The sequence below is a fragment of the Patescibacteria group bacterium genome (assembly GCA_034659915.1).
Lineage (GTDB): Bacteria > Patescibacteriota > WWE3 > JAUXAW01 > JAYEID01 > JAYEID01.
In genome coordinates this window covers 1-18,758 of sequence record JAYEID010000004.1, presented here as the reverse complement: position 1 = coordinate 18,758, position 18,758 = coordinate 1, and the positions used below count along the sequence as shown (strand labels likewise).

The 18,758-nt window shown below is 39.9% G+C and carries 16 protein-coding genes; 5 read left to right on the top strand and 11 right to left on the bottom strand.

Translation table 11 applies throughout. The annotated features are described in order from the left end of the window. Positions 1–16 precede the first annotated feature (16 nt). From dnaN to U9M98_00540, 6 genes are all read right to left on the bottom strand, one after another. Entirely contained in the window at positions 17–1,126 is a 1,110-nt protein-coding gene (gene dnaN, locus U9M98_00565; protein MEA2020210.1) for a DNA polymerase III subunit beta, read from the bottom strand. A gap of 86 nt (positions 1,127–1,212) precedes the next feature. Further along, on the bottom strand, positions 1,213–1,680 hold the full coding sequence (locus tag U9M98_00560) for a R3H domain-containing nucleic acid-binding protein (GenBank protein MEA2020209.1): 468 nt from the start codon (positions 1,678–1,680) through the stop codon (positions 1,213–1,215). A gap of 7 nt (positions 1,681–1,687) precedes the next feature. Continuing rightward, positions 1,688–2,410 (bottom strand): YidC/Oxa1 family membrane protein insertase, encoded by a 723-nt coding sequence (locus U9M98_00555; protein ID MEA2020208.1) that lies wholly within the window; start codon positions 2,408–2,410, stop codon positions 1,688–1,690. A gap of 66 nt (positions 2,411–2,476) precedes the next feature. Further along, positions 2,477–3,214 carry a 50S ribosomal protein L25 gene (locus U9M98_00550; GenBank protein MEA2020207.1) on the bottom strand — a complete coding sequence of 246 codons (738 nt, stop codon included), beginning with the start codon at positions 3,212–3,214 and terminating at the stop codon, positions 2,477–2,479. Beyond that, complete coding sequence (locus U9M98_00545) at positions 3,097–3,510, bottom strand: hypothetical protein (protein MEA2020206.1); 414 nt, start codon at positions 3,508–3,510, stop codon at positions 3,097–3,099. The genes U9M98_00550 and U9M98_00545 overlap by 118 nt, the downstream gene beginning before the upstream one ends. A 48-nt stretch (positions 3,511–3,558) precedes the next feature. Further along, on the bottom strand, positions 3,559–5,250 hold the full coding sequence (locus U9M98_00540; GenBank protein ID MEA2020205.1) for an NAD-dependent epimerase/dehydratase family protein: 1,692 nt from the start codon (positions 5,248–5,250) through the stop codon (positions 3,559–3,561). 72 nt (positions 5,251–5,322) lie between these two features. Here U9M98_00540 and rsmA point away from each other — a divergent pair, with 72 nt between their 5' ends. From rsmA to U9M98_00525, 3 genes are all read left to right on the top strand, one after another. After that, complete coding sequence (rsmA, locus tag U9M98_00535; protein MEA2020204.1) at positions 5,323–6,111, top strand: 16S rRNA (adenine(1518)-N(6)/adenine(1519)-N(6))-dimethyltransferase RsmA; 789 nt, start codon at positions 5,323–5,325, stop codon at positions 6,109–6,111. A gap of 223 nt (positions 6,112–6,334) precedes the next feature. After that, positions 6,335–7,348, top strand: a complete 1,014-nt coding sequence (locus U9M98_00530) for a peptidoglycan bridge formation glycyltransferase FemA/FemB family protein (GenBank protein ID MEA2020203.1) — start codon at positions 6,335–6,337, stop codon at positions 7,346–7,348. Continuing rightward, a complete protein-coding gene (locus U9M98_00525) occupies positions 7,333–8,346 on the top strand; it encodes a peptidoglycan bridge formation glycyltransferase FemA/FemB family protein (protein ID MEA2020202.1) in 1,014 nt (337 codons plus the stop codon). The genes U9M98_00530 and U9M98_00525 overlap by 16 nt, the downstream gene beginning before the upstream one ends. A gap of 191 nt (positions 8,347–8,537) precedes the next feature. Here the strand turns inward: U9M98_00525 and U9M98_00520 are convergent, their stop codons facing one another. The 5 genes from U9M98_00520 to U9M98_00500 all read right to left on the bottom strand — a co-directional run bounded on the left by U9M98_00520 (position 8,538) and on the right by U9M98_00500 (position 16,259). Then, positions 8,538–11,447 (bottom strand): ATP-dependent DNA helicase, encoded by a 2,910-nt coding sequence (locus U9M98_00520; GenBank protein ID MEA2020201.1) that lies wholly within the window; start codon positions 11,445–11,447, stop codon positions 8,538–8,540. A gap of 110 nt (positions 11,448–11,557) precedes the next feature. Beyond that, positions 11,558–11,938 (bottom strand): hypothetical protein, encoded by a 381-nt coding sequence (locus U9M98_00515; GenBank protein ID MEA2020200.1) that lies wholly within the window; start codon positions 11,936–11,938, stop codon positions 11,558–11,560. A gap of 3 nt (positions 11,939–11,941) precedes the next feature. Then, positions 11,942–12,742 (bottom strand): hypothetical protein, encoded by an 801-nt coding sequence (locus U9M98_00510; protein ID MEA2020199.1) that lies wholly within the window; start codon positions 12,740–12,742, stop codon positions 11,942–11,944. A 4-nt stretch (positions 12,743–12,746) separates the two neighbouring features. Beyond that, positions 12,747–13,751 (bottom strand): DNA recombination protein RmuC, encoded by a 1,005-nt coding sequence (locus tag U9M98_00505; protein ID MEA2020198.1) that lies wholly within the window; start codon positions 13,749–13,751, stop codon positions 12,747–12,749. A gap of 633 nt (positions 13,752–14,384) precedes the next feature. After that, positions 14,385–16,259 carry an extracellular solute-binding protein gene (locus U9M98_00500; protein MEA2020197.1) on the bottom strand — a complete coding sequence of 625 codons (1,875 nt, stop codon included), beginning with the start codon at positions 16,257–16,259 and terminating at the stop codon, positions 14,385–14,387. 476 nt (positions 16,260–16,735) lie between these two features. Between U9M98_00500 and dnaA the strand changes: the two genes are divergently transcribed. Both dnaA and rnpA read left to right on the top strand, forming a co-directional pair. Further along, positions 16,736–18,088, top strand: coding sequence for a chromosomal replication initiator protein DnaA (gene dnaA, locus U9M98_00495; GenBank protein ID MEA2020196.1), 1,353 nt, complete (start codon positions 16,736–16,738; stop codon positions 18,086–18,088). A gap of 283 nt (positions 18,089–18,371) precedes the next feature. Beyond that, positions 18,372–18,719 carry a ribonuclease P protein component gene (rnpA, locus tag U9M98_00490; protein ID MEA2020195.1) on the top strand — a complete coding sequence of 116 codons (348 nt, stop codon included), beginning with the start codon at positions 18,372–18,374 and terminating at the stop codon, positions 18,717–18,719. The last annotated feature ends 39 nt before the right edge of the window (positions 18,720–18,758 follow it).

Genomic DNA, 18,758 nt, shown 5'->3' with positions numbered 1-18,758 from the left:
ATTCACCTAACTGCACTTACTCCTGTACTCGAACTGGCATAATCACATGCAAATAGTCATCAACATCCTTGGGAAGGATTGCCCCTGGTTTTAAGCTTTCAATCATTTCAAAAATAACTTTGTCAGAGGAAAGTGCAGAAAGACAATCTGTTAAATATTTAGCATTGAACGCTATTTTGGAATCTTCTCCCTCACCCCGAATAGGAACCTCTACTTTATTACTACCAATCTCCTGCGCGTTTGCCGACACCGACAAAACATTGTTCTCAGGTGAAATATCAAGACGCACTACATTCGCCCCACCTTCAGCAAAAAGAGAAGCCAAGCGCACAGCTTTCAAAAACTCGGCTCTATCCAACTCTATATTCACATTGAAGGAGTCAGGAACAACTTCTCGATAATTTGGAAAGTCTCCCTCCAACAAGCGGGAGGAAAACCTTACATCACCGACTTGAAACAGGATCTGATTTTCCTCTGCTACTTGTGCCATCTTCACTGTTTGGTCTTCACCCCCCAAAAGTAGAGAAACCTCCCGAAGTGTTCTAGCAGGGATAATAAAATCCATCTCTGGTAATTCTTTCTCAAAGGTCAGCTTTTTCTCTGCCAAGCGAAAACCATCCACGGCAACCATTACCAACTCCTTCCCACTACTCCGAAACAGAACCCCTGTAAGAACAGGGCGCCCCTCATCCTTTGCTGCTGCAAAAATTACTTCATCAATTCCTTCTGCTATCTCCGAAGCCTTCAACTCAAAACCCTCGTCTGTAAATTCAGGGATGTCTGGAAACTCATCCGCGGAAAGCCCATTAAATCTAGACTCTACTCCTTCTGCTTCCAAAAAAAGATTCTTCTTTTCAGTCTTTAAAGATATTTCGCCCGGAGCCAAGTCAGAAACCAATCTCGAAAAAACTTTGGCAGGAACTGTAATTGCACCCTCCTCTTCTATCTTCGCACCTACCCAAGTGGTTACGCCTGTTTCCAAATCAGTAGCTTGAAGTTTAAGCCGCCCCTCTTCGGTCTCTAGCAAAACATTAGAAAGTACAGGCAAACTTCCAGTTGTTGAAACAACACGAGTTACAATAGATAATCCCTCACTCAAATTTTCTTGCAGACAACTGATTTTCATAGGTATGAAAACAAATTACAAATCACAAACGGTTTGGAACTTGGTGCTTGTATTTTGGTACTTAATTATAAATTAGGTCAATTAGACTAATTTTCTTCTTCGCTTTTCGGGTAAATTACCACTCTCCTATCCCTACCTTCCCCCGTACTCTCTGTCCAAACACCACCCAGTTCACCTACCGCAGTATGCACTATCCGCCGCTCATATGAATTCATTGGCGAAAGTATTACAGGTTCACCTAAAAACCGCACTCTGTTTGCTGCACTCTCTGCTAATTCCCGTAGCTTTTCTTCCCTGCCTTCGCGATAATCTTCAACATCAACCAAAATTTTCTGCCATTCACCCAGAGAGCGATACACAAGCAAAGACAAAACCTTTTGAAAAGCCTCTAAGCTCTGCCCATGATAACCAATCAAAATACCACTATCCTCACCACAACTAATATTAACACGGAAGGAGTCCTCCTCTGCAACCACTTCCACATCATCATAGGAAACCCCTAATCGCTCTAACAATTCATAACTAAATTTTTCAATAATTTGTAAGGCTTCCATAATAAAACTACTCTTTGGAGAGGACCCACCACTGCTGTACCAACGAAAGTAAAACGCTTGCTACCCAATACAGCACTAAACCACTCTGGAGTCTAACACCGATAAATACAGTCATCAAGGGGAATATAAGACCCATTTGCGATTGCATATCTTGCATCATACTTTCCATCCCACCTTCTTCTTTTTTCTTAGCGCCCCCTTCATCAGACTCCTCAGCAGAAAAGCTTTGCCCTCTCTGTAATCGCCTACCAATAAAAAAGAGCCCCGCTTGTGCAAGCCCCGCCAGGATAGGTAATATGTAATAGGGGTCTGGCTGAGTTAAATCCAGATGCAAAAAGTCAACATTAATACTACCGCTGGCAGGGATTTCTAAAAAGTCAAAATAAAGCATGTTGTTTAGAGCAGAAATGCCTTGTTCATCAACTTGCAAAACTTGCCTAAAAACTTGATACAAAGCTATCAACACTATTATTTGGACAATTTGTGGTAAGCAACCTAAAGCTGGATTAACCCCGTGCTCCTGCATTAATTCTAATTGTTTTCGGGCTAATTTATCCTTATCGTCTCCAAAGCGGCTCTTTAGTTTATCAAGCTCCGGCTTTAGATCTTTTTGCTTTTGGGACATTCGTAATGCAGGTAAAGTAAGGGGAAATAGTAACAGTCTAATAAATCCAGTAAGTCCTAAAATAGCCAGGCCCAAATTAGAAAACAACACTTTATAAAAAAGCATTAACAGGTTTAAAATTGGTTCAACAAGAATAGTATTCCACATAAGATTAGGAATCTTTACTCAACTCTACTCCTCCTCTTGATCAGAAGCTTTATCACCTTCCTCAGCAGCCTCCTTAACAGGCTTAGCATCCACCTCTTCGCCCTCTTCTGCAACAACCTCCGCAACTTCCTCCATCTCCTCTTCTTCCTCCTCCAGCTCCTCTTCAAATCCAAAAAGTACTTCTTCCTCGTATTCCTCAACTTCTTCCATCTCCGGCTCTTCAATCTTAACCACAAAATCATCTGGCTCGTGTCCCAAAATTGTAACCTTATCCAAATCTAAGGGTAGATCTTTAATAGTGATAAAGTCACCTACATTCTCCAAATCAGAAATATCAACCTCTATCTCAGAAGGGAGGTGTTTGGGCAGTGCTTCAACTTCTAGCTGGTCTAGAAGAGTCAACAACAAACCATCTCCTCGGTCCACAACTGGCGAGGTACCTTTAAACCTAATTGGAACTGCAGTAGCAATCTTCTCTCCCTCGTGAATCCTACGGAAATTAACATGAACTGGTTTACCGCTTAGAGGGTCTAGCTGAATCTCAGAAACAATAACCTTAACTTGCTCCGAATCAATCTCAAGATCCACCACAGAACTATCCCTAGCTTCTTGATAGGTATTAAGGAACTGATGGTAGTCCAAAACTAGCGGGACGGAAGTTTCTCCTCTTTCAACGAGGACCGCAGGAACGTATCCTCCCCTGCGGAGCTTTTTGACTTTTTTCCCGAGAATTTCTCTCTTTTTTGCTTTAAAAGTTGCCATAGATCTTTCTTTTGAATCAATTCATAAATATCCAATACGTCATCCACCGAAATAGGCTCAGAAGCAAAAAACCTCTTTAACTCTGAGGAAGTAAGATCGGTTTGAATATCAGTAACCTGGTGACCACTAACACTCAAAGTTGCCAATGTCTCTGCACCACAATGTTCACAACGAACATGAATAATACTTGCTACCGAAGCTCTAAACAAAAAGGTAACTTCAGCATCTTCCAACGGAAGGCCACACTGGTAACAATGAGTATTGCTTAAAAACCGGGACAGAATCTTTTGATTCATTCGGTACCAGTATTCTAACAGAACAAAAGCCCAGCGTCAAAGGAAATATCACAAAACCCACCCATAACGGACAAGTTGCTGACGAAGAACAGGGAGAAAATATGAAGAAGGGTCACCCAAAAATTGTTGTATTACTACCAGACGATTTTTAGACTGGTTAATATAAGGCTCCCACGCCGTATCAAAAGGATTGGGCATACTCCTACCAGAAGAGCTGGTTATCTCTGCTTCTATCATGAGGATCATTTGTTTTGCACGCACCAACGCAGCTCGTGCACTATTATAAGCATTGGAAGATGCTGGTACGTGCTGAGACTCAAGTGCACTTTCAAGGGGGGAAAAAGATTCGGCAGAGTAATAAATATACTGAGACAAGTACTTAAGAGTGCGTAAGTACTGATTTCTTGCCCCATACCCACTCTGGTTTCCTACTAAAGTGAAGATCCATGACACCCATCTCAATCCTCTTTGTGAAGCTTCTATACTTTTTTGGGCATTAAAAGATGCTTGCAAAGCATTGTCTAGCTCCACCTTATTGAAATGAGAATTTGCTCGGGCAATTTGGCTTTCCGCTCTCTTTTGGTAAAACATAAATTGGCCTAAGGGAATAGCAAGAACAAGAAATAAGGTAGTAAGTGCCAACAAGAACCCTAGTCCGCGCCTTTTTAACCATTTCCAAACCTGACCCAAAAAAGATCTGCCTTTTTCCTGCAACCCCCGGCTACCCCCAACTTTGAAAGCATCTTTTTTCCCCTCTTTCTCCTCCTTTTTAGCAGAACCTGGGGGCACAGAAGCATCCGCATGTTCACGAACATAATCTATAATATTCTCAATACCCTTTTCCAAATCCCACCTTATTTGCCAAGAAGGCGGTCTGCTGTTTTGCAACTCTGGACCTCTCAAGGATAGCGCATAAGGTTCGGGAGCATTAGTAAAGGTTATTTTTATTCTTAAGGCAGAAGCGTCTCTTATTTTATATGCAAGTTCCAGGGTTGTAATTGGCTCCAAAGGTGCTACTACAAAGCGCCAGTTACCCTGGGGCTGCGAAAACATAGCAGCACAAACACCATTTACAGCATCATCAATATACACATAATACTCTTTCCTTAATCCTTCACCATACACTGTAATTTCCTGCTTTTCCAAAAGTTCCTTTATCATGCGCCCTAAACTACCCGAAGAAGAAAAGTCCATACCAGGACCATAAACTTCTGCCAAACGGACTACGCGAGCATTTAGATTAAATTCGTCTCGGTACTCTTCTACTAAAGCTTCGGCAAATCTTTTCGCTTCCAATAGTGGGTTAGAGCTACTATTCTCTGGGAAATTTCGCCCTACTCCAATAGAACTACCTAGGAGAAAGCGTGCGCTTTTTCTCTTCGCAAGATCTAATAAATTCTTAGTTCCAGTCGCATTGGTAATTAAAGTAGAAAGAGGCTGGGAAGAGCGTTTATCACGAAGTTCTAACCGCGCAAAATGAAAAATAAAATCAATTGAACTCTCTTCTACCTCCTCAGGAAAGTTTTTATTTATATCCGCAGTCCAGAAGTGAAAATTTTCGTTCGAGCAAAGAGCACTAAATGCCTCACTTTTCCCAGAAGAAAAATCATCCAAAACCCAAACTTCGAACCCAGAATTCAACAATACTTTGGAGAGGTGAGTACCTAAATAGCCAGCACCACCAGCAATCAATGCGCGAGGGTGGAGTTTGCCAATTTTTTGAAGCTTTTTTCTGTCCATAGGGCAGTGTTTTTAGTATACGCTAGCTACAAAGTAGGAGCAAGAAGGGAATATTATTCCAACCCGAAGCTTGTGCTACTATCTAGACATGCTACAAGCAAAAAAAAAGGTTTGGGTCAACACTTCCTAAAAGACAAACAAATAATAAGGACTCTTGTTAGCGCTGCCAATATATCAAGTAAAGACACTATTATTGAAATCGGTGCTGGTACAGGAAGTGTAACTAAAGAAATAGCAAAAAAGGCTGGAAGAGTTTTTGCTATTGAATTCGACCGGGACCTTATCCCCATTCTTGAAAATAATCTCCAATCCTTCAACAACGTTACGATTATTAACAAAGACATCCTTAAAATAGATTTTTCCGCTTTGGGATTTGGTCCACCAGCTGGCGGATTGGATTTGAAAATTCCCACCATAGTGGGCTCCATTCCCTTCCAAATTACATCACCACTTCTCCACAAACTAATTTTCGAAAACAACTGGGCGCTTGCTGTGCTTCTGGTTCAAAAAGAAGTTGCCAAAAAAATAACAGCTAAACCACCCCAAGCAAGTTACTTGTCTAACTTTGTTCAAGGGTTTACCAGCGTTCAATACCTTACAACAGTTTCAAAAACAGCCTTCCATCCTGCACCAAAAGTAGACGGTGCCCTTATCAAACTAGATTGGAACCCCCATATAGCCAATATTGAATCAAAAAAGTGGAGCTCCTTTCTACACCAAGGTTTTAAACACCCTCGAAAAATGATTCGGAGTGCATTTCCAGAAAAACAGCTGCAAAAAGCCGGGATTGACCCTCGCAGCCGCCCGCAGGAATTAGAAATTAACCAATGGGCAAAGCTTTACAAAGAACAGTCGTGCTAACCTACCAAAACTCTGATGCCAGAATCCCGACAATCCGAGACACGGTACAGAGTTAATTCAGCTACCGAAAAACTTAGAAGTTTTTCAAGCTTTTACCTATTTCCCGCACTTTTCCAGATTTATTCCAGAATTACCTTCCTTATAGGAATTAGCAAAATTCAAAAAAGGTTAAATTAATCTTTGACTCCTAAAATTTATCGTCGTTCTCTGTTAAACTGTATCCATGAGCAAAAATACCTACAAGTTTCAACCACCCACCCATCCTCCACAACATATTGTTCAATCCACAGCGTGGGGGAAGTTCAAAACCGAAATGGGAACCGCCGCAGTAAAAGTAGGCAATGTACAAATTACCCTTCACAAAATTCCTGCCCTACCCTTTAACATTGGGTATTGTCCAAAAGTCAATCCTACTCAGATTGATTGGAAATCTCTCAGAAAAGCAGGGAGGGAGCATAACTGCGCAGTAATACGCTTCGACTGCCCCAATGTAATAAAAAAGTATCGCCGCTACAAAGAAGATTGGAACCCTAATCCCCGCGCAATAAAATCCGAGAACATCCTCAAAAATAAATGCACTAAGGCTCCTCGAAACACCTTTGCTCAGCAGTCTGTTCTTCTTAACTTAACCCACAACAGAAAAACCCTCCTAATGAACATGAAATCTAAAACTCGCTATAATGTTCGTTATGCCAAACGCAAGGGAATTTATACAAAGGAAGAATCAAATTCTCAAGGATTAGAAAAGTTTCTTAAACTTCAAAAAGATACAGCAAAAAGACAAGACTTTCTTATCCACAACGACAAGTACTACAAAACTTTGTGGAACTATCTAGCACCGAAAAATAAAGCTCACATTCTTATTGCATATTACAAAGACGACCCCACACCACTTACCGCCTTAATGTTTTTTAATCATAAAAAAGTCCTTTATTACCCCTACGGAGGCTCCAGTAACAAACATCGCAACCGCCAGCATTCGTCCCGCGCAATGTGGGCAGGAATTAAGCTAGGACAAAGCCTTGGCTGTAAGCTATTTGACATGTGGGGTGCTACAGATAACAAGAAGGACGAGTGGTGGGGATTTACCCGTTTTAAGTTGGGCTTTGGAGGAACCCTCGTTGGGTTTATTGATTCCTACGACTTAGTTCTCAACCCTGTTATTTACCACTCTTTCAATCTCGCTTACCATTCTTTTTGGAAGGCAATTGATTTAAAAAAATGGCTAACTTCTTAAGACAATCAGAAGAATACGCATGTTATATGCGGAAAAAGGGCTGGAAAGTTATCAGCGTCCCGCTTTCCACCCGTAGCTGCCAGCCCAGCGAGAAGCCCACTGCAGGAGAAGCCCCAGGGGCTTCTGCTAATTTAGCCCCTGGGGCTAGGGAACGCAGTGGGCTTAACCATCAAATCAACACCCTCATAAAAAAAATCCCCCTTCTTGGTTCAGTAATCAAAATTCAACGCACCACTATTCCCCCCTCAAAAAAAGCTCTTGATAACTTAGCAAACAAACAGGGAGCCCTCTTTGTCAAACTAGAACCTGCAGTTGACGCTTGTAATCAAGAGTTCGTAGACTCCCACTGGGAACGGGACAGTTGGCCTTTACTGGCAACTAAAACATTACGGCTAAACCTGACCCAAAGCAAAAAAGAACTTTGGAACAATTTAGATTCTGATGCAAAGTATTCTATTAGAAAAGCGAAAAGGAAGTTAAAAGTTAAAAGTAAAAAGTTAAAAAATACAAAAGAATTAAAGAACTTTCACAAGATTTTAAAAAAAGTAGGAAAGAAGCAAAAGTTCCCAACCCCCAGCTGGAGAAATTTAAAAATGCTAGTAGAATGTTTTGGAAAAAACGCATGGTTAATTACAGCTTCAAAAGCCACCCACACATACCGTTCCAACAATTTAAAAAACCTTGTTGCTGGCTGCCTTATTCTTACGCATAACCAAACTAGCTATTACTATCATGCTGCAACAACCAAAGAGGGGCGGGATCTACTAGCTGGATATTCAGTTCTTTGGCACGCCATCTTGCTAGCAAAAGAAAAGCATTGTACCACTTTTGATCTTGAAGGTATCTATGATAGCCGCTACCACCAACAGACAAAAGAGTGGAAGGGGTTTACTCACTTCAAAAAGAAGTTTGGCGGAAAAATAGTAGCATACCCCGAACCATTAATTAAATACTACTCACTACCCATAAAATTACTATCAAAAATATTCCGCTCTTGAGTATTCTCAAGAATTATCCCTCAAGCATCTCTCCCCACTTTGTCATTTTTGAAATTCAATCCCGACAGGTCGGGATTGAATTTAATTAAGAGGACAAAACTCTGTGCATATATCCCAAAATCCCGAACCGCGCGGCTTCCAGGGCAGGTGCTAACACTTCTGAAAGAACCTTTCCTCAACCTTTCCTATGTTTAACTCCCAACCTTATACTCTGGGCAAAGTTCCTTATACTCACACCACTGACAAAGAAACTCTTTCTTGGGCTCAAATTCACTAGCTTTTATCTTCTCAATAGTATCCCTAAGCTCCACGCGCTTTTCTTCTAACTCTTCGGAAGTCCTAGTAGTTTCCACCTTTTTATTTTCAGTAAGAAAATACAAAGCAAGTCTGGAAGAACTCAAGTTCAAAGCATCACGGGCTGCAAGAGCATAAATAGTTAGCTGATCATCCTTATCAACATCATCTTGCTCCTTAACCTTTCCTGTTTTGTAATCAATAATTTCAACTCCATTCTCTACCTCATCTATCCTATCAATAGAACCAACAAGAGGTACACCTGCTACCTTTAACGTAAACTTCTTTTCCAAATGTAAGGGTTTAGCAAGATACTTTTCGTGCTCATTATAATACCTTTCTAAAAGAACCTTCCCTTCCTCAAACCGCTTCTCCCTGTGTTCCTGCGACTCGTATCCTTCCTCAATCCAATGATTCTCATACAATTTATATAAGTAATTCAAATCCTTTTTCGAAAATAAGTCAGCCCGATGAAAGTCGCGCAAAGTCCTGTGAATAGTTTGCCCAAAACTAAGAACATGATTAGAAGGTGCGGGAATACCCAAAACATATTTGTACTTATATTTCAAAGGGCACTGATTAAAAGTTTGAACCTGAGAATGGCTAATATACCTGGGCTCAAATCCTGTAATGTCTATGCTATGGTCAAACAATTTAGAATCCACAGAAGGAATAAAAGTAAAGCGCAGTTGGTCTTTACTCTCTACAGAAGAAGACTTAGGTGCAGGATCAAGCCCTAACTCTTCGATAAAGGCTGATGGTTTTCTTTCGCGTTTACCGCCGTAATCTTTACCCCAAGTCAAAAAAAGGCGCTGGGATGCTCGAGTACAACCAACATAGAAAAGCCTCCGTTCCTCCTGAATATGCGAAAACTCCTCCGGCAAAATATCCTTAACCAATGCATCAGGTAACTCCAGAACCCTACCTCTACGCCGAGTAGGAAAGCGCCCTGCTACTAGATTAACCATAAATACTACGGGGAATTCCAGACCCTTAGCACTATGTACAGTAAGTAAATTTACAGTATCAACATCTTCAATTTCTGCTTGAGCAGGGTTTTCACCAGCTTCCATCAGCAAATCTAAATACGAAACAAAATCGGGAACAGTAGGATTTTCTGCCTTTGCCTCATATTCCTTAATCTTGTCAAAGAACAAGTTTAGGTTTTTCACACACAACTGATTACCTATAGAATCTTCTTCCAAGAAAGGCTGCACAAAATTAGTTTCCATTACAAAATCATAGAGAATTTTAGTTGGCGGCTGAGAAGTTACATTTTCTCGAGCATCATCTATTAAGTGAATAGGTCTTTGCCAGTAATCCTTGTTATCTGCAAAACTTTTTGCAATTTCCCATAAAGGCTTTCTCTTCTTCCTTGCTAAAGAAAGCGCATCTGCAATCTCCTCCGCAGAAATATCAAATACATGCGCTCCTAACCATTCAAACAAAGCAGAGCTATCACTCGGATCAGCTACCACCCGCAAAAAAGCTATCAAGTTACGAATTTCTGGTTGATCCAAAAGACCCCTATTGCCAATAAGCTGATAAGGGATGCCACTTCGCTTAAGAGCAGCAACAAAAGGATCAAGATGAGAATTTGCTCTAGCTAATATTGCAAAGTCTCGAAACCGATAACCACCTTCCTTAGTTAACTCAATAATCCTTTCTGTAACCCCTTCCGCCTCCCCTTCTAGGGTATCAAAACAAAGAACTTCTACTGCAGACTGGTCACCATCACTATCTCCCACTGCTTCTAACTGTTTATCAATGCCAAGTTTTGCCTCTAAAGTATACGGATCGTTATTACGTGCTACCTTTGAAGAACACTCAATCAACGGTTGGGGATTGCGATAATCTTTATTTAAAATGACAGTTTCTGCATGGGGGTAATCTTCTTTAAAAGCCAATATATTAGAAAGCGATGCTCCGCGAAACTTGTAAATAGCCTGAGCATCATCCCCCACAACCAACAAATTTGGACTAGCCTCCGGCGGCGCCAAAAGCTTAATCAACTGATACTGGGCATAATTAGTATCTTGAAATTCATCAACCAAAATATGCTTAAATTGGTTCTGGTACCGCGCCAATACTGAGGGACGCTCCCGAAACAATTTTAGTGTCCAATAAACTAAATCGCCAAAATCCATAACGGAAGCAGCTAGCTTCAATTCTCGATATTTCGCATAAGCCTCTGCAAGTTCTTGTAATTTCTCAACTTGCTCTCTCTCCGCTGTTTCCAAAAGTTTGTTATTTGTAATTTTGTCGCCTCTTCGGCGACCTGCCGGAGAGGTAGGAATTTGATCTTCGACAAATTTTTTGAATTCTTTCGGATCTACATCTTCATCTCGCGCCCGCGAGAAAAATTCCAAAAGAGCGGATATAAACTTAGAAGGATTACCAAGAGGCATATAATAATCTAGATCAAATTGGAACAAGTTATTCCTTACAAAAAGCCACTGATCTGTTGCAGTTAAAATTTCATAATCAGGATCCAAACCTATCTCTAGACCACTTTCCCTCAAAATTCGGTCGCAGAAGGAGTGAAAAGTAGAAAGCCAAGGTTCCTCGTAACCTAAAGGCATTACTTGATCCACCCGCATAAGCATTTCTTCTGCTGCTTTATCTGTAAAAGTAACTGCCAATATACTTTGAGGATCCACATTCCGCTCCGAAATAAGATACCTAATTTTTTCCGTAATTACTCTGGTCTTCCCAGTACCAGGACCAGCCACAATAAGAAGAGGGGCCCCCTCATAAGTTACAGCTTTTTTTTGCTTCTGGTTTAATACAATTTTGTCGGAAGGCATAGACCTACTAAGTATAACATCAGCTAACAAAATGGTAATTACCGCATATTTCCTGATCTATTGTTGCTCAGCTTTACAAAACTTTTTTTTTGCCCCCGTATATTTGTGTATCAATCAGTTAAATTTAAACGAAAATCTAAAGTGGGGTAAAGGTAGTCGGAATCAATTTTTAAAATGTCTTGAACTTGCCTTTCCAATTCTTCCAAAGTTGCCTCCAAAGCAGGTTCGTGTATCTCAACCGCAGTTGGGGACTCGGCCTGTTGTGAACTTTCCTCCCCGTCTTGCTTTAGTAAATATCTAGAACCTACTCTAATACTTAAGAGAAAGGCGCCCAAAACAATCAAAACTATCGCAGTCTTTTTTATCCTTTCCAGAGTTACTACAGAAGAAACCTTTCTCCAATACAAAAATAATCTCTCCAACACCCGGGATCTGAAACTGCGCCATTCTTCCGGAGTAAACCCTGCTAAACTTAAAAGGTACTCATTCATATTCTAATATTTTTGTGCACGAACAATTTCCAATAAGTGGTGAATAACTTCCAAAACTAGTTGGCGAGGCTGCGCAGCTTTTTCCCCCACATCTTCTAGCAGCCTGGCTCTGTCATTCTGCTCCTCTATAGTACTGAAAGTTGCCACGCTCTCCCACAAAGAAACCTGACTTTCCTCTGCATCTTCCAGCTTTGCAGTTATCTTCTGATACCATTCGCCCAAAATTGTATCTCGCCCTGGGTAAGTGGAATTTTCCTCAACTGTTGTTCTCACTTTGGTAGCAACCTCGGATACATCTTTACGCAACTTTCCCAATCGGCCCAAAATTATTACAATCTGTAGGTATGAAGCATGGATTTCGCTTTCAGTGTAAACAGCATTTAGTTCATTAGCTAATTTATCCAACTCTATCAAACTTTCAGTAGTATCTATTTCTTGCTCTAATTCACTTAAAACCTTTAACCTTTGTTCTACCAACTTTTCCGAATCTTCTTGAAAAGAACCTGGCACACCTTCCTGTTCCTCTACTTCCCGCAAAAGATACGAAAAATAAGACCGCAGAGTTGCGTTGCCTTGGAGTAACAACTGGTGAGAAGCCTCAGTTAACGCATCCCTTGAAGACAATGTCCCCAACTTCTGATACCGTTCCCGGGCTAACTCATAAGTAGCACGAGCTTCACGGTACGCACGAATGTTATTGCGGTAAGAAGTTAAGCCACCAGAAGAGCCCCAGACACCTGAACAGGACCCCAACACAAAAATTGTAATAAAAATACCTGACAAAAGTCTCTTTAAAATCTGCATAAGTCTAATCCTCCAAAAGGTCTTCTTTATCTCGAGCTGGTTCCAAATGTTGAACTCGATCAATTTTCCCCTGTAACCGATCAAAGCCAAGCTGCACATCCGCCGCCTTGTTTTGTGCATCCCGAACATGTTTTAACAGCACACGCAAGTCATCTCCAAACCTACTAGTAGAATCTTGAATCGCCCGCAGTGATACCAGAATTTCTTTTGCTTTTTCCTGAACATTTTGACGCTCAAACCCAATTAAAATCATTCTTAAGAAGTGGTTAAATTGATTAGGCGAGACAATTGCCACTCGATGGTCTCGTGCATAATCCAAAATCTTGTCTCCATGGTGTACCAGTATTTCGTAAGCTACAGATTCAGAGGGGATATACATAAGAGCAAACTCAGTGGTTCCCTCTTGTGGACGAATATATTTTTGAGAAATATCGCGAATATGTTTACGAACGTCACGCACAAATTGTTTCTTTGCTTTCTTCTTTTCTTTATCACTTTCTGCTTCCATAAAAGCACGATAATTCTCTAAGGGAAACTTGGAATCAATTGGAATTATACCTCCCGCAGTCATAATAACTGCGTCCACCATTTGACCATCGTGAAAAGAGTACTGAAACGAATATTTCTCTTGGGGAATAGCCTGACAAATAAGATCTTCCAAAACTTGTTCTCCTAAATTTCCACGAAGTTTGGGGTTTCTCAAAAAATCCTGAAGCTCTTCCATTCTCCGCCCAATTTCACTCATCTGACCCAACTCCTTCTGGAGCTTACCAATAACCTCAGCAGCCTTATCTAATCTTTTACCTATAGATTCGTTACTTTCTGATAAACGTTTTCCGACCACTTCTGTGTTTTTATCTAAACTTCCGCGCATATCCTTAAGCCACTCTAGCAAAACCTCGCGCCCTTCATCCTGTTTTATACTTTCCAACTTTCGATTTAAGAAAAACAATATAGCAGCAAAACCCAAGACTATTAACATTGCTATAAGCACAAAACCACTAGACATGTTAAGATTATTTTAACACGTAAGAAACTAAGAGTCAGGTTGCGAAAAAATGGAACAATTTCTAATAACCATAATTATCCCTACCTTAACAGCTTGGGGAATTTGTACATATTTAGTGTTTTTCACTTACCCCTTTAGTACTCGTTGGGTTTTGATTTTCCTAATTGCATTATTTTTGTCACTAGAATTAAGTATTGGGCTAGGACTTTATTTTATTAACTCCCGCAGAGACGCCTCCTTCTTAGACAAGCGAAAAGTATTGCAAAAAAACTTAGTACGTGCGTTTCCTGTTGCACTTCCACTACCCCTGTACCTCCTGTGTCGCTATTACAATTTTGAGAGCTTCCTAATATTTTTGGCGTTTTTAATCCTTGCCAGTATTAGCGAATACAAGATCCACAAAAATCTATAATTCCCGCACATTTCCGGATTTATTCTTGCACAGGGTAACTAGCACTGCGCAGCTTCCTTTAAAAACTCGAAAAAAGCAAGTTAGAAGTTAACTACATGCTTACCAATAATTTCCGCATGTTAACTGTTTTATTACTGCAAAAATTTTACAGACCCAAGTGCAGCTTTCAATCAATTTAATCTGTAATTTTTCTACCCAAGTTTAAAATGCAGCAGAGAGGTCTAAAACAAAAGGCCTAAAGTAAGCAAGATAAACCCAAGGCCAACTAGCATATATGTAGGAATACTATAACCAGTAGGCATATCTGCAGAAGGAGATGCTTCATCCTTCTCTGGGCGTAGCGCAGAAATAGTAGCTTCACAATCAGCAACCTGGGGTGTAAGGTTTCCCAAAGTATCCTCAATACGAACAGAAGCAGTATAAGTACCAGCTTGAGAATAGGTATGTGTTACTTGCGAAGATGTAGTTTCATCCACATTACCGTCACCATAAGCAAATCGATAAGTGTTAACCAGAGCTTCATGTGAAGGGCGAGCAGAAAAAGTAACATCCAGAGGAATTTCACCCGAAAGAGGGCTTGCAGTCAAACCTTCGCAGGTAAGAGCTACTTCCTGTTCTTCTTCTGATACATCTTCTTCAACGATCTCTTCCTCTTCTTCTAATTCTGCTGAAGGAGTAGCTTCCTCTTGCTCTTCTTCCACTGGTTCTTCCACTTCCTCCTTCTCAATAGAGGGGATTTCCAAACCAAAAGAAGCTAAAGAACATAATATTGGTTCTGACTGTAATCCCAAACTTGAACTTTCATCCAGAGCACCAAGCGTACCCGTCAATTCTTCAAGACAGCTTGCAACACTAGCACCACCCAAAATATCGGTTATGCTTTCATTTACCGCACTTACATAATCTGTATTACCAGAACAGGAACTCATAATACCTGTACGGGAATTTTGCGCCCAGCGAAGGACAGCACTTAAATATTCACCATCCGCTGTGGTACGCATATCTTGGCGAGGTGAAGCAAAAGAAAATCCTTTCACACTACGTGCACGAGTCATCAACTGCTCTTGCGAGCTTTTCTCCGAAAGAAACTTTAAAAATTTCCAAGCCTCTTCAGCATGCTCTGTATTAGCCGATACACCTTCCACCCAAAAGTTAGCCCAGCCTATCTCTGTAAGTCCACCTTCCAACTTTGGAACTTGTGGTACAGGTGTCACACCTATTTCAAACCCGGGAGACATCTTTTCTAGCCGCGCAAGTTGCCAAGAAGGTGCAATAAGCATCCCCACTTTACCCTCAGCAAAAGCCGATATATCAGTTGGCCAGGTTTCATCCCAAATATGGTCTGTAGCTACAAAATTGGTATAAAAGGTGAAAACATCCTGCGAAGCACGAGAAGATAACTGGGAAGGTATTTGAACATCTGATTGGGCAAGCATCAATCCCACAATGTCAGAAGCGTGTGAAACATTTACAGAACTACCAATAGCAGCTCCCGCTTGCAACAACCTATTCCGAGGATCATTTCCTTGCCAATTAGTTAGCTTAGTAGCAACATCCCGAAATTCTTTCCAAGTTTCGGGGGGTGCGGAAATAGCAGCATCCCGGAACAGATCTTTGTTGTAAATAATAACCAAGCCATCGTACATTAATGGCGCTGCTAAAACTTTTCCTTGAATTGTACAAGAATCTACAACTACTGGATAAAAGTCTTGGGAAAACGACTCAAAAATACTAGGAGGAGAAGTTGCTAAGTACCTATTAAATTGAGGAACCCAAGTTGCATGCATCCGGGCAATATCTGGTCCCGCACCTTGTTGCAGCCTAGTATAAAGTGTCTCTTTATACCGCGCAAACGTAGTATAAGACTGCAAAGTATAATCAATAGTTACGTGTGGGTTTTCCTCTTGGTATTCTTTGATTAAGGGCTCAAGAACTTCACGAGGTTCAAAAAGGCCCCAATAAGTTAGTGTAACCTCTTCGGGTTTAGGTGCCAAAAATGGAATTTTGTCTCGGAAAAGGAACGCTCCTGCTGCTAGCAAAGAAAACACTGCAAGAACGGGGAGTACATAAACTAGAAATTTAGGCAGGCTTTTCATTGAATAGTTACCTCAATTTATATAATACACCAAAGACAGTACCCGTCAAACTAGATTTCAGTAGTTAGCAATGAAATAAATAATAAAAAAAAACAATTACTAATTTTAAATTTTAAGTTTTAAATTTTTAATAGCAAATAGGAGTTGTTCTGGAGCATAGCGATAGAATCCTCAATAAGACCTGACAAACTATTGCAAGCTGATAGTCAATTTAGCCCTAAATACGATCGGAGAACCTCCTCCCAAAGGAACAAACAGGAACGAGCTAGGAAAGCACTTTAATCAGTCTTGGCTGTTTCAATACTACGCTACCTATACAACAACACTTATACAACACTTAAAAAATAATCCATAAAAAGCTTTTTTTATCTTTTTTTAGTTTTTCCCTATTATAAGAGGCAAAAAGAGAAACACCTTGACACTTATCCACAAAAGCCATAAAGTAAAAAGTGAACTCCCTGCCCCTCTTATCTACCATGGAAAAAGATAGCCTTTGGAAAACAACTTTAGAACAACTACAAGTAGAGATAACTCCAGCTGCATATCAAACATGGTTTGCAAAAACTTGCTTAGAAACCGTAAATGGCAATAACTTTATAATAGGGTGCCCTTCCACTTACATAAAAAAGAGATTAGAAAAAAAATATAAACCGCAAATTGAACAAGCATTAAAATCTCTAACTAACAAAAACCCAAAAGTAGGTTTTATTATTAAAAAACAACAAGAAAAGGGCAAGGATTCCAGTTCTGACAACTTAGGACCCTTATTTCAAGAACAAAAAAAGAAAGAAAAGCAAAGAAAAGAAAAAATAAAAGAATCAGGACTCTCCCCCCAATATACATTTAGTAACTTTGTTGTGGGAAATAACAACAATCTAGCATATGCAGTAGCCCAAAGCATTGTACAAAACCCGGGCACCCGCTACAATCCTTTTTTCCTTTATTCTGATGTAGGTCTGGGAAAAACTCATCTTATTCAAGCTATTGGTAATGAGATACTTAAAACACAACGAGGTAAGAAGGTGATTTATTGTACTAGTGAAGAATTTGCCAACCAACTTATTCAAGCAATCCAAAATCGTACTACTGCAACATTCAAAACAAAATTTCGAAGTGCAGATGTGCTTCTAATTGACGATATTCAATTTATTGCTGGACGAGAAACTACCCAAGAAGAATTTTTCCATACATTCAATGCACTCTATATGGAACAAAAGCAAATTGTCCTAACATCAGATAAGGCTCCAAAAGATATACCGGAGTTAGAAGATCGTTTATCTTCACGATTTGGCAGCGGTATGTTAGCAGATATGCAATTTCCCGATTTCGATATTCGTCTAGCCATTCTCCAAAAGAAATGCGAAGATCTAAAACTAAAAGTAAATACTGATGTACTAGAATATATTGCAGAAGCAACTCCATCTAATATTAGGGAACTAGAAGGCGCCTTAAATAGAGTAGTTACTCTAGCAGAAACGCAAGGAGTAAAACCAACGCGAGCCTTAGCTCAAAAAATACTAGGAGAACCACCACAAAGTAAACCCCCAACAGCAGATAAGATAATTAAAACTGTATGCAATTACTATACACTAAAACCAAAGGATCTTAAGGGAAAACGGCGCCCAATTAGAATAGCACGCCCTCGGCAAATTGCCATGTACGTAATGCGGAAAGAAACAGAATTACCGTTTGAAGAAATAGGTAACCAGCTGGGGGGAAGGGATCATACTACAGTAATGCACGGAGTAACAAAGATAGAAGAACTTATCCACAATGATCCGGGGATAAAATCCCAGATCATGGAGATAACTAACCAATTGAGTGGATAAAAACAGTCAAACTACAAGGTATGTGTATAAAATAAATTATTTCCACAAAATATCCACAAAGGACTAACAATATTTCAACATCCTAATAAATCTGTTTAAAATAGACCACACAACCATAAACAAAATTACTAACATACCCACACACTCTACTACTACAGCTACATATTATTCTTTTTTTAAATTATTCAGATTTAGAATTAGTAGAGAAGTACACTTTGTTTTGTAGAAATTTCTCAATCTTGCATTAAATACCAATTGAAGCTAGGATTAACATAGATTTTTAATGCTTCCCAAACCAAACCGGCTACAAACTAATTACGAATTTAGTAAAGTACAGCGTTACGGACAATCTTATCAGACTCCCTACTTTATTCTTATTTGTTACCAAAATCCTAAGCGGAAAAACCAACCAACTCGTTTTGGTTTTATTGCGTCAAAAAAATTTGACAAACGTGCTGTAAAAAGAAATCGTGCTCGAAGACTAATGCGTGAAGCAGTTTTAAAAAATATATCTAAGATTAAAAATGGTTATGATGTAGTATTAGTTGCTAAGCATAATATAAAAAATGCCTCTTTCAAAGAAGTTTTTGTTGAATTTAATAAAATTTTATCAAAAGTATCTCTCGCTTGACCACGGTTGGGCAAAAAAATTGTGGCTAACTGATCGAGT